Source organism: Orrella marina, assembly GCF_003058465.1.
GTDB lineage: Bacteria > Pseudomonadota > Gammaproteobacteria > Burkholderiales > Burkholderiaceae_B > Algicoccus > Algicoccus marinus.
The window spans coordinates 4,148,484-4,161,133 of sequence record NZ_CP028901.1 but is presented as its reverse complement, the minus strand read 5'-3'; the positions used below and the strand labels follow the sequence as shown (position 1 = coordinate 4,161,133).

Below are 12,650 nucleotides of genomic sequence, written 5' to 3'. Positions count from 1 at the left end.
GAACATCGCCCGGCAAGCAATGTCAGTCAGCTTGCACTCGTCCTGGCGACTTGCCTGGTGTTCCCCCCTGTCATCCCTGTCAGTAGAATCCAGTCAGAATACCCTGACAACACCGGAGACACACAACACATGACAACCAACCAGCAGATCCTTCTTGATCACCGTCCCCAGGGAGCAGTCACTGCAGACTGTTTCCGCATGATTGAAACCCCTATCGGGCAACCTGAGTCCGCAGAAATTCTGGTACGCAACCACTGGTTGTCACTTGACCCCTACATGCGAGGTCGCATCTCCGGTGAGAAGTCCTACGCTCAGGGCGTCGATCCTGGTCAGCTGATGGTCGGTGGCACAGTCGGGCAGGTTATTGCGAGCGCATCCGGGCGGTTCAAAGAAGGCGACTGGGTACTCAGCGCCTCGGGATGGCAGACCCATGCCCTGCTCCCGGAAAAGCAGGCACTCAAGCTCGATCCCGATGGCGGTGTACCGTTGAGCGCTTATCTGGGCGTGATTGGCATGCCTGGCATCACCGCCTGGGTCGGACTGATGACTATCTGTGAGCCCAAAGCCGGCGAAACGGTGGTTGTGGATGCCGCATCAGGTGCAGTCGGTTCGGTCGTGGGCCAACTCGCCAAAGGTGAAGGCTGCCGGGTTGTCGGAATCGCCGGAGGACCCGACAAATGTCGCTATGTGGTCGACGAACTCGGCTTCGACCTCTGCCTGGATCACCGGGCAGCAGATTTTGTGGAGCAACTCGATCGAGCAGTGCCTCAAGGAGTCGATTGCGTGTTCGAGAACGTAGGCGGCGCCATCTTCGAGGAGCTGCTTGCGCGCATGAATCCGTTTGGCCGGATCGCTCTCTGTGGCATGGTCTCGGAAATCAACGGCTCACTGCATACCTACACGCGCATGCGTTCGATTCTGGTCAACCGGCTCAAACTGCAGGGCTTCATCGTATCGGATCACATGAAGCTGTGGCCCGAGATTCGTGAACAGCTACGCACCCGGGTAGCCAGTGGTCAGATCCGGTACCGCGAATCAATCGTTGAAGGACTGACAAACGCCCCCCAGGCACTGGTGGGACTTTTTGAAGGCCGCAATTTCGGTAAACAGCTGGTCAAGCTTGTCTGAAGCATCCTGCATCGACACTAGAAGACAGCACACAGTACTACCCCACTACTACCCCACCACCGGGCCAGCATCGGGCACTAAAACGGAAACACCCACGGCACGATCAGCACGGTGGTGATCATCACCAGCAAAGTCAGCGGGACACCGACTCTGACGAAGTCCACAAACCGATAGCTCCCAGGCACGACCACCAGCGTGTTCACTGGCGAAGAAACCGGTGTCATGAAAGCGCTTGAAGCGGCAATCGCAACCGTCATGGCAAAAGGATAGACCGACATGCCCAGTGCGGTCGCCACAGCGACCGTGACTGGCGCCATCAGAACGGCCGTAGCCGTGTTCGAGATGAACAGCCCCAGCACGGCTGTCACCACAAACAGCACAGCCAGCACAACCATCGGGTGCGCCTCCCCGACCACGCCCAACAGCAGTTGCGCCGCCAGATCGATACCGCCCGTATTCTGCAATGCAACAGCAAATGGCAGCATCCCGACAATCAGGACCAGGCTCTGCCAGTGAATCGAGCGATATGCCGAAGGCATGTCAATACAGCCGAACAGTCCCAGTAACAGCGCGCCGATCAGGGCCGCCTGGACATTCGGCACGACCCCGGTGACCATGAGTGCCACGACCACGCCCAGGCTGGCCAGTGCAAAGGGTGCCTTGTCGGGGGCAGGCACTACGTCCTCGAGTTCTGCCGGCATGTTCAGCAGGATCAGGTCCGCTGTCTGCGACTGCAGGCGCCGGATCGCTCGCCACGGACCGGATACCAGCAGGGTGTCACCAAATCGCAAAGGCTCGTTCAGCACATCACCATCCATGGGCTTGCTGCCTCGTTTCAGGCCAATAACAGCCAGCTCATAGATCGTTCGAAACTTCAAGTCCAGCACGGTCTTTCCAATGAGCCTGGACCCCACCGGGACCATGATCTCGGCCATGCCGATTGCCTGAGTCTGATCAGAGAAGTAGTTCTTTGAAATCGGCAGCAGCACCAGTCTGAACTGATCACACATCCTGCGAACATCCGGGTCAGAGCTATGCACATCCAGAAACAGGACATCATCACGCCGCAGACGCGTGTTCGCATCGGGCGCAATAATCACACTGCCCAGCCCACGTCTGCGTTCGACCGCAATGACGTTGATGGCGTGCCTGGCACGCAAGGACAGTTCTTCGAGGCGACATCCCGCCCAAGGGGATTCGGCCTGCAGGCGAATCCGGTACTCCCGTCTGGACAACCCGTACTGCTCGATCCACTGTGCCAGTCGAGGGCGGTGCAGACCCTGAGTACCCGTACTGGTCTTGTCGATCAGCCAGCGCCTGGCTACCAGCATGTATAGCGTAGCGACAATCAGAACAGGTATTCCAAGCGGAGTGAAATCAAAAAACGAGAAGCTGGCATATCCCTGCCGGACGATCTCGGCGTTAATCACCAGATTGGGCGCGGTTGCCACCAGGGTCATCATCCCGCTGATCAACGCCGCCACGCTCAGCGGCATCATCAGTCGACTGGCTGCGATCCCGGCGTTTCTGGCTACGCGCAGTACAACCGGAATGAAGATGGCAACCACCCCGGTCGAGCTCATGAACGCACCGATACCAGCCACGATCGTCATCAGGAACGGAATCAGGCGCTTCTCCGAGCGTCCCGCCTTGCGAACGAGCAGATCACCAAGCCGCTGAGCCACCCCTGTTCTGACCAACCCTTCGCCCACCACAAACAGCGCTGCAATCAGAACGATATTCGGGTCGCTGAAACCTGCCAGCGCATCGTCCAGTGTGATGACCCCCGTCAACGGCAGCACGGTCACCATGATGATCGCAACCGCGTCCATTCTTGGACGATTCACAACAAAAAGCACCATGGTGATGCCCAGCAGGAGCAACACCAGCATCAGTTCGGAGTTCATCTCGGGTCTAATTCAGGCTGGAAACCGAAATGGTAACCCCTGAAACGGGCCTGGCACGCGGTCCGGTGCAAACCACCATGATCCTCAAGACAAACAAACCGGACTGAAAAATCCTGGGTGAGGGCGAGTACAGTGATTCACGTGTCAGACAGTGGTCCCGGTTGCTAAGATCGGTCACACTGATCAATCCAAAACAACTGCAGGTGACACTTGAACAGACTACAAGACAAGGTCGCGCTCATCATGGGCGCAGGGTCCGTCGGCACGGGCTGGGGCAACGGCCGCGCTATGGCCGTTCGGTTCGCACAGGAAGGCGCCAAAGTCTACGGCACCGATATCGACGCTGAGCGACTGAAAGAAACGATTGAACGTGTGCAGGCCGATGGCGGCATCATCGAGACCGGTTACTGCGATGTCATGAGCGCCGACAGTATCAAGGCCGCTGTTGATGCCTGCATGCAGACCTTCGGCCGCATCGACATTCTGGTCAACAACGTCGGCGGCTCTGCCGCCGGTGGCCCGGTCGAAATGAGCGAGGACGTATTCGACAGTCAGGTTGACTACAACCTCAAAAGTGTATTTCTGAGTTGTAAACATGTGCTGCCGATCATGGTGGAGCAAGGCAGCGGCGCCATTATCAACATGGCGTCCACCTCCGGTATCCGCTGGACCGGTGCAGCCCAGGTTGCGTATGCCGCGACCAAGGCAGGCGTGATCCAGCTCTCGCGTGTAGTCGCCATCCAGTATGCCAAACAGGGGATACGCGTAAACACCATCATCCCGGGACAGTTGCATACGCCCATGGTCGAGACCCGACTGGCAGGCCAGCGATCCGGAGGCGATGTCGATGCCCTGCTGGCCCAGCGCCAGGCAAGGATTCCGCTTCCGTTCATGGGCGATGGTCGCGATACGGCCAACGCTGCCGTATTCCTGGCATCTGATGAAGCCCGTTTCATCACCGGCACCGAGATTGTGGTCGATGGCGGCATGTCGGTACGCTGCGGCTAGCAAGCGGCTTGTTCCTGGTTTCGGTCTCGCGTGTATCGCCCGGTCATCCAGGCCGTGCACGCGCCCCCTGAAAACGTATCAGGGGATGTGCTTGCGCAAGACCGATCCCGTCGCAGCAATTGCGTGTGCGACGGGATCTGAAGGCAGGTCTTGAGATATCACCCAGTATAGTTTGTGCAGTGTGCGATTAACAGGGTGAAACCATTTTTTAGTGAGAAGGATTATCATTACAAATTCTGCTGTTTGACTCGCACTGATCTGCGACTCCCGGATGATGCCTTCACCTGTATCAATCGCGCCATTCATGAAACGTCACTGCCAGAGCTGGTTGCAACGGCTTGCGACTGGCCCCCGGTATGTGACGATTGAAGATCGGGCAATGAGTCGCATCCCGTCAGACTGGTCACGCCAGAGAGGTCGACGCGAGTTCGACCACCTGTGCGTACTATCCAGCGTCCGCGTGAGCGATCCACCAGCCACAACATCCTTGCCCTCCTTTCCTGATTCAGATGAGTCCATTGCAACCCCACCAGCCCCAGACGACCCATCGCGCCTATCGCGCCGACTGGCAGATCATACGCGACCTGCTTCCTTACTTGCTTGCCTACAAATGGCGGGTTGGCATTGCGCTCCTGTGCATGGTCGCCGGCAAGTTTGCGAATCTGGGCGTCCCGGTCGTTCTGAAAAACCTGATTAACTCACTTGACATCAACACCGTCGGTGCTGCTGCACTGGCCGTGCCCACTGGTCTGATACTCGGTTACGGGTTACTGCGCTTGTCCACATCGCTCTTCAATGAACTGCGCGAAGCGTTGTTTGCCAGAGTGACACAACACGCCGTGCGGCAGATTGCCCTCAATGTGTTTCAGCATCTGCACACCCTTTCCTTGCGATTTCATCTGGCCCGTCAGACCGGCGGAGTCAGTCGCGACATCGAACGCGGTACCCGGGCAATTCAGACCCTGGTGTCGTTCTCCCTGTACAGCATCTTTCCGACATTGATCGAGTTCCTGCTGGTGCTGGGCTACTTCGCCTATTTCTACGACATCTGGTACTCGCTCATCACACTCGGGGCACTCACGCTTTACATGGTCTACACCATTGTGGTGACCGAGTGGAGAACCGCCTTGCGGCGACGCATGAACGAACTCGACACACGCGCCAATCAGAAGGCAATCGACTCGTTACTGAACTTTGAGACTGTCAAATATTTTGGCAATGAGGCATTTGAAAGTCGTCGCTACGACGAGAACCTGCAGCATTACCAGAAGGCCGCCATCGTGTCGCAAAAGTCACTGGCTGCCCTGAACCTGGGCCAGCAGGTGATCATCTCGATCGGCCTGGTGCTGATCATCTGGCGGGCAGCCAGCGGTGTCGCCGCAGGCGAGATGTCGCTGGGCGACCTGGTCCTGATCAACACACTGATGATCCAGCTTTACATGCCACTGAATTTTCTGGGGGTCGTCTACCGGGAGCTCAAGCAATCCACGGCCGATATCGACCGGATGTTCTCCATCATGGATCAGAACCGGGAAATCCAGGACGCACCGGATGCGCGCACACTGCAAATTCTGGATCCCCGTGTCGGTCCGGCAGTTCACTTTGACCATGTGCGATTCGGATATGAACCCAACCGGATTATCTTGCATGATCTGAGCTTTACGATCCCTGCTGGCACAACCACCGCGATTGTCGGACGCAGTGGCGCCGGCAAGAGCACACTGTCGCGCCTGCTATTTCGTTTCTATGATGTGCAGTCCGGCCGGATCACGCTCGATGGCCAGGATGTTCGCGACGTCACCCAGGCGAGCCTGCGTCAGGCCATCGGCATCGTTCCGCAAGACACGGTGCTGTTTAACGACACGATCGCTTATAACATTCGCTATGGAAGACCAGACGCCAGTGACGAGGAGATCATGCAGGCGGCCCGGGCAGCCCAGATGGACGCATTCATTGAACAACTCCCGGAAGGCCTTGCGACCCAGGTGGGCGAGCGAGGGCTCAAGCTCTCAGGTGGCGAGAAGCAGCGACTGGCCATTGCAAGAACCTTGCTCAAGCGACCCGGCTTGCTGATCTTCGACGAAGCCACTTCAGCCCTGGACACCCGCACCGAAAGAGCATTGCAGCGCGAGATCTGGCAACTGGCACGCAACCGGACCACGCTCATCATTGCACACAGGCTATCCACCATTACCCATGCGGATCAGATTCTGGTCATGGATCATGGACGGATCGCTGAACAGGGAACTCACGCACAGTTACTCGCCGCAGGCGGTGTCTATGCATCGATGTGGGACATGCAAAAACGAGAAGTACCCGCACCCGATTTATCCGAGCCGTTAGCCTGATACCGGGAACATCTCCCGGAAACAGACGCGCAATCCGCCCGGGCATCATCGGGGTCTCCAAACTACCCGCATCCGATGGTCAGGCGATTGCCGCACCCCAGAAAAACAGGCGAGACGGTCCGATCGACCTGGCTCGCCTGTCCACAGGATGGAACCTGAGTCCCGCCCTTCAAATCTAGCCGCTTTCAATCCTTGGGATGAAGAACACTTCACACCCCGGTCGCAAGGGCTGGGTGTAAATGATGTCGTGAATGACCCCGTCAATCGCCACAGCCGTATCTTCTTCAAGCACATGACCAAGCCCCGGATAAAGACGATCAAGCTCACGCAGCACACCCCGGAGTGTGCCAACCTTGAACTCGAACGTCTCACCCCCTCGGTCCAGGGGCGTATCGCCCACCGAGGGTGACCTTGACGGGCAAGGTGTCCTCAGACACTGACCGACTCCGAGTCCAGTGCCTCGAGCACCACCGGAGGTGACATCGGCAGACTGGTCAGACGAACACCCGTGGCAGAACGAATCGCATTCGAGACAGCCGACATCACCGGCACAATATTGACCTCGCCAACGCCCTTGACCCCAAATGGATGGTTGGGGTTAGGGACTTCCACGATCAACGCCTCGATCATGGGCAGGTCAGAAGCCACCGGAATCCGGTAGTCGAGGAATCCTGCGTTCTCCAGATGCCCTTTATCGTTGTAGATATAGGCTTCGTTGAGTGCCCAGCCAATACCCTGGACCACACCACCCTGGATCTGTCCTTCAACGTAGCTCGGATGAATCGCCTTGCCAACATCCTGCGCGGCCACATAGCGAAGCACCTTGACTGCACCCGTTTCCGGATCGACTTCCACATCACAGAACTGTGTGGAGAAACCTGGTGCCTGACCACCCGCATTGATGGCCACTTCAGCGGCGATCGGACCACCAGTCACCGCACGCTTGGCCGCAATCTCGGCCAGTGTCAGAGGCTTGAAGTCACCAACGTCTGCATTCAGAGGCTTGGCACAACCGTCCTCCCAGATCACGCCCTCGACGTCAACATCCCATATCATGGCTGCGCGGGCACGCATGTCATCGACGATCTTGTTACAAGCCTGCACGACGGCCATGCCGGTGGCGTAGGTCACACGCGATCCGCCGGTCACGTGGTTATAGCCAATCGAGGCTGTATCCGTAACAGTCGAGCGCACACGCTCGTAGGGCACGCCCAGTGTTTCGGCCGCCATGATGGCCATCGATGCACGTGAACCGCCTACGTCCATGCTGCCCGACGCGATCGAGACCGACCCGTCCTCTGCAACGTGCACCGTAACAGCTGACTCACCGCCACCGTTGAACCAGAAACCGGAGGCGACGCCACGACCCTGATTCGGACCGAGCGGCTTCTTGTAGTCGGGGTGCTGCATCAGCGCCTCGATCGTTTCACGGAATCCGTCATGCCCGTGCCTGGGCCCCCAGATCGTGGGCGAACCAGCCTTGACCGCGTTTTTCAGGCGCAACTCCAGAGGATCCATGCCGATGCGACGTGCCAGTTCGTCAACCACGCATTCAACCGCAAATGCGGCGATTGGAGAGCCTGGCGCGCGGTAAGCAACCGACTTGGGTCGATTGCTGACAACGTCATACCCCACTGCCCGGGCGTTCTCAAGGTCATAGACCGAAAAAGCACACATGGCAGCGTTGATGACAGGCGATCCGGGGAAGGCACCGCCCTGAAGCTTGAACACGCCGTCGGCAGCGACGATCCTGCCGTCACGTGTCACGCCCATACGCACCGTCATGGACGAGCCGGAAGTCGGGCCGGTTGCCTTGAAGACGTCCTCACGAGACATGACGATCTTCACCGGATGTCCTGACTTTCTGGACAGCACAGCAGCGACCGGTTCCACGTAAACCACGGTCTTGCCACCAAATCCGCCACCAATCTCGGCAGGATGCACCGTCAAATCGTTGATCGGCAGGCCAAGCAGTTTGGATGTGTAAGCCCGGACCATGAAGTGCCCCTGGCTTGAGGACCAGATCTCGACCTGACCGTCAGATCCGTAACGCACCAGGCAGGCGTGCGGCTCGATGTAGCCTTGATGAACCGGCGCGGTCTTGAAATTCATCTCGACGATTTCATCAGCCTGCGCAAAACCTGCGTCCAGGTCACCCGCCTTGAATTCGGTGCGGCGTGCGACGTTCGATGGCCTGGTTGGTGCGGGATCGACGCCACGCGTAATCATGTCCTCAAAAAGCAAGGGCGCGTCATCGGCCATCGCCTCGTCGACGTCGATCACGTGAGGAAGGACCTCGTAATCGACTTCAATCAGCCCTGCCGCCTGCTCGGCGATCGCCTGGGTGGTCGCGGCCACTGCTGCAACCGGGTGTCCTTCAAACAGGACTTTCTCCCGCGCCATGACGTTACGGGTCATGTGCCAGAAGTTGACCTGTACGCGATCCGGCCCCTGATAACTGAACGGATGGTCCGGCATGTCCTCGCCGACCATGACCGCCTTGACACCTGGCAATGCGAGCGCTTTGGACGTATCGATCGAACGAATTCGGGCGTGTGCATGCGGAGAACGGACAATCTTGCCCCACAGCATGCCTGGCAAGGAGTAGTCAGCACCGTACTGGGCCAGGCCCGTCACCTTGGGCACGCCATCCGGGCGAACCGGCCGCGTCCCGACGACATGGAGATCTTTCTGAGGTGCTTCGGTCTTTTTAAGCATGGGAGGCTCCTCTCATTTCGCGGGCTGCGTCCAGCACAGCCTCGACAATCTTGTTGTAACCGGTGCAACGGCACAGGTTGCCCGCCAGCCAGTAGCGAACCTCCTCTTCGGTCGGATCCGGGTTGCGCTCCAGCAAGGCCTTGGCGGCAACCAGCACGCCCGGCGTACAGATACCGCACTGCAGGGCTGCGTGCTCCAGAAACTTTTGTTGCAAAGGGTGCAGGTGGTCGCCCTGCGCCATACCTTCGATTGTCTCGATCGACTTGCCTTGTGCTTCCACGCCCAGTACCAGACAGGAACACACCACGGCTCCATCGAGATTGACTGTACAAGCCCCACAATCACCCGTCGCACAACCTTCCTTGGTGCCGGTCATGTCGAGTTCGTTTCTCAGCACATCGAGCAGACTCTGGTTGGTGTCACACAGAAACTCGACTGCTTCGCCATTGATCTTGGTCGTTACATGATGCTTTGCCATCTTCTTACTGCTCCTTTGCGCGCGCCAATGCCTTGAGCGCAGCCCGGCGTGCGATCACGCCGGCAAGTTTGATCCGAAATACCTTGGTGCCACGTTTGTCGTCGATGGGCCGGGCGGCCTGACTGGCAGCTGCTGCGAGCTTGTCAAGCGCAGCCTCGTCAACAGGTGTGCCGACCAGAGCCTGCGCGGCTTCAGGCACCACCAGGACCCGCTCGGCCACGGCGCCCAGACTGACTTTTGCGTCGGTGCAGATACCCTTTTCATCGAGGGTCAGACAGACCCCTGCACCCACGACGGCGATGTCCATCTCTGTCCGTGGTGTGAATCGCAAATAAGCGGTACCGCTGCGGGCTGGAAGATTCGGAAAGAAAAAAGATACCAGTAATTCACCTGGCTTGAGCGAGGTCTTGCCCGGTCCGGCCGGAACCTCTTCGACCGGCACTTCACGTCGACCTTCAGGCCCTTCGATAGCCGCCAGCGCACCCGCCGCAATCATGGCAGGCACACTATCAGCGGCCGGCGACGCGTTGCAGAGGTTTCCACCCATGCTGGCACGGCCACGCACCTGGACTGATCCGACCAGGTTGGCGCCATCGATCACACCAGGAAATGCACTGGAAAACGCTTCGTGGTTAACCAGAGACATACAGGGGACAGCAGCCCCTACCCTGAAGCCGTCGGGCTCCTGCCGGACAGTCATGATCTCGTCAATCCCCTTGACGTTGACAATCAACTCTGGCTGCAATCTGCCAGAACGCATCTGAACCAGCAAGTCTGTCCCACCGGCGAGTATGCGCGCGCCACCCTGGGCTTGCGCCAGCAGTTTGGCGGCTTCCTGCGCCGTACCCGGCGACTCAAACCTCACACCCGTTGTCATTCATTTCCCCTTGGAGTTCACTCTCTTGAACAGCCGCTTTGTCCAGACAAAGCTGACTCTTGATTCTATGTCAGCGACTCACCCTGTGGTGACAAATCCCCGACAAGACTCACAGAAAATTCAAGATTTTTTTGATTTTGCTGCACAATTTAAGCACAATAGACCGCTGTTACTATGAAACATCTGATGTCTTCTCGCAACCCTTTCTTAACCTTTCATTTACTGGAGTATTCATAATGAGTCTCAAAGACAAAGTCGCCATGGTGACTGGTGCGGCCAGCGGAATTGGTCGTGAATGCGCCCTGCACATGGCCAAGGAAGGAGCGGCGATCGTGATCGCCGATCTGAATCTTGACGGTGCCAACTCTGTCGCCAGAGAAATTGAAGCGATGGGTGGCAAAGCCATCGGTGTCAGCATGGACGTGACCAACGAAGATCAGGTCAATGCAGGGATTGAAGAAGCCGTTGCCAAACTTGGCAGCATCGACGTTCTGGTCTCGAACGCCGGCATACAGATCGTGCACCCGATTGAAGAGTTCCCGTTTGCTGACTGGAAAAAAATGCTCTCCATCCACCTGGACGGCGCATTCCTGACCACACAGGCTGCGATCAAGCATATGTACGCAAGCGGTCGGGGCGGCTCGATCATCTACATGGGTTCGGTTCACTCTCACGAAGCATCCAAACTCAAGTCGGCATACGTGACCGCCAAGCACGGACTGCTGGGCCTGGCGCGCGTCGTGGCCAAGGAAGGTGCCGAGAGAAATGTGCGTTCGTACGTCGTATGCCCGGGTTTTGTCAAGACACCGCTCGTCGAGAAGCAGATTCCGGAACAAGCCAAGTCGCTCGGCATCAGCGAAGAGGAAGTGGTCAAGAATGTCATGCTGGGGCAAACGGCCGACGGCATCTTCACCACCACAGATGACGTCGCCTCTGTTGTAACCTTTCTCGCTGGGTTCCCGACGGCTGCCCTGACAGGCCAGTCCTTCATCGTCAGCCACGGGTGGTACATGCAGTAAATACAATGGGTCGGGCGCCAGGCCCGATATGCGATGGCTGATTATCACTGTTTCAAACCCGAGTCCCTGACCACTGCCATCAAGGCGCTGGTCAAGGGCTACGGAAGCGACCCGACCGAGGTCGATCTTGTCACGAACAATCTGATCCGGGCCAATCTGACTGGCCACGATTCACACGGTATCGGCATGCTGCCTAGATACACCGAGTCGTATCTCGAAGGCGGGCTTGTTGCGAATGCCCATGTCAGCAAACGACTGGATCAGGGGCCACTGGTTGCACTTGATGGCTGCAGCGGTTTCGGGCAAGTCGTGGGACACGAAGCCATGCTGGTTGCCATCGACCGAGCCAAGGAACAAGGCAGTTGCATCATGGCTCTGTCTAACGCCCACCATCTATGCCGAATCGGAGCGTGGGCAGAAATGGCAGTCGCACAGCAACTGATTTCCATTCACTTTGTGAATGTGCTGTCAGATCCTGCTGTTGCCGCATGGGATGGTAGCGATGCCCGCTTCGGCACCAACCCGTTCTGCGTCGGCATTCCGCTCAAGGACCGGGACCCGGTTGTGCTGGACTTTGCCACGAGCGTGATCGCCAAGGGCAAAGCCCGTGTGGCCTACAACAAGGGTGAGCAACTCAAGCCCGGTCAGCTTATCGACCATCATGGCAACCCGACCACCGACCCGGTTCATTCGATCAAGCCTCCGTTCGGTGCATTGCGTGCCTTTGGCGAACACAAGGGCTTCGGTCTGGCGCTGGTTTGTGAACTGCTCGGTGGTGCGCTTGCCGGCGGCATGACGCTGCACGAACATCCCAAAGGACGTCGCGTTGGCAATGGCATGCTGACCATTGTGATTGACCCCGCCCGCCTCTCCCCTGGCGATGCCTTCGCACGCGAAGCACTTGCGTTTGTCGACTGGGTCAGGCAGTCCCCGGCCGCACCTGGAACAGACGGTGTCAAGATCGCCGGTGAGCCTGAACGCAAGACGATGGCAGAACGCATGTCCCAGGGCATTCCGGTTGATGACACCACGTGGAAGGAAGTCCTGCATGCAGCCAGTCTGCTCAAGGTCGACCCCGAACTCGTGGACAAACTGGCCAGGCAATAGAAGCGTCAGTCTGCGCAGGGCTGCAGCAAGCCGGCTGCCCAATGCCTGCAACGCCTGCCT

General features: G+C 58.2%; 10 protein-coding genes. 5 read left to right on the top strand and 5 right to left on the bottom strand.

All coding sequences use genetic code 11. From position 1 onward, the window contains the following. The first annotated feature begins 129 nt into the window (after positions 1-129). Positions 130-1,128: an NADP-dependent oxidoreductase gene (locus tag DBV39_RS18925; RefSeq protein WP_108622927.1), complete on the top strand. Its 999-nt coding sequence runs from the start codon at positions 130-132 to the stop codon at positions 1,126-1,128. Positions 1,129-1,205: 77 nt separating this feature from the next. Here DBV39_RS18925 and DBV39_RS18920 read toward each other — a convergent pair whose 3' ends face one another. Beyond that, positions 1,206-3,035, bottom strand: a complete 1,830-nt coding sequence (locus tag DBV39_RS18920) for an SLC13 family permease (RefSeq protein ID WP_108622926.1) — start codon at positions 3,033-3,035, stop codon at positions 1,206-1,208. A 243-nt stretch (positions 3,036-3,278) separates the two neighbouring features. Between DBV39_RS18920 and DBV39_RS18915 the strand changes: the two genes are divergently transcribed. After that, positions 3,279-4,043: an SDR family NAD(P)-dependent oxidoreductase gene (locus DBV39_RS18915; RefSeq protein WP_108623389.1), complete on the top strand. Its 765-nt coding sequence runs from the start codon at positions 3,279-3,281 to the stop codon at positions 4,041-4,043. Between the two features lie 509 nt (positions 4,044-4,552). Continuing rightward, positions 4,553-6,391, top strand: coding sequence for an ABCB family ABC transporter ATP-binding protein/permease (locus tag DBV39_RS18900; protein ID WP_108622923.1), 1,839 nt, complete (start codon positions 4,553-4,555; stop codon positions 6,389-6,391). Between the two features lie 175 nt (positions 6,392-6,566). Here DBV39_RS18900 and DBV39_RS18895 read toward each other — a convergent pair whose 3' ends face one another. The 4 genes from DBV39_RS18895 to DBV39_RS18880 are packed head-to-tail and all read right to left on the bottom strand — an operon-like array spanning position 6,567 to position 10,464. Beyond that, on the bottom strand, positions 6,567-6,791 hold the full coding sequence (locus tag DBV39_RS18895; protein WP_108622922.1) for a ubiquitin family protein: 225 nt from the start codon (positions 6,789-6,791) through the stop codon (positions 6,567-6,569). A gap of 29 nt (positions 6,792-6,820) precedes the next feature. Next, entirely contained in the window at positions 6,821-9,109 is a 2,289-nt protein-coding gene (locus DBV39_RS18890; RefSeq protein ID WP_108622921.1) for a xanthine dehydrogenase family protein molybdopterin-binding subunit, read from the bottom strand. Then, a complete protein-coding gene (locus tag DBV39_RS18885) occupies positions 9,102-9,587 on the bottom strand; it encodes a (2Fe-2S)-binding protein (protein ID WP_108622920.1) in 486 nt (161 codons plus the stop codon). The genes DBV39_RS18890 and DBV39_RS18885 overlap by 8 nt, the downstream gene beginning before the upstream one ends. 4 nt (positions 9,588-9,591) lie before the next feature. Continuing rightward, positions 9,592-10,464: an FAD binding domain-containing protein gene (locus tag DBV39_RS18880; RefSeq protein WP_227870728.1), complete on the bottom strand. Its 873-nt coding sequence runs from the start codon at positions 10,462-10,464 to the stop codon at positions 9,592-9,594. Between the two features lie 236 nt (positions 10,465-10,700). Between DBV39_RS18880 and DBV39_RS18875 the strand changes: the two genes are divergently transcribed. Both DBV39_RS18875 and DBV39_RS18870 read left to right on the top strand, forming a co-directional pair. Then, a complete protein-coding gene (locus tag DBV39_RS18875) occupies positions 10,701-11,483 on the top strand; it encodes a 3-hydroxybutyrate dehydrogenase (protein ID WP_108622919.1) in 783 nt (260 codons plus the stop codon). Between the two features lie 33 nt (positions 11,484-11,516). Next, on the top strand, positions 11,517-12,590 hold the full coding sequence (locus DBV39_RS18870; RefSeq protein ID WP_108622918.1) for a malate/lactate/ureidoglycolate dehydrogenase: 1,074 nt from the start codon (positions 11,517-11,519) through the stop codon (positions 12,588-12,590). Positions 12,591-12,650 lie beyond the last annotated feature (60 nt).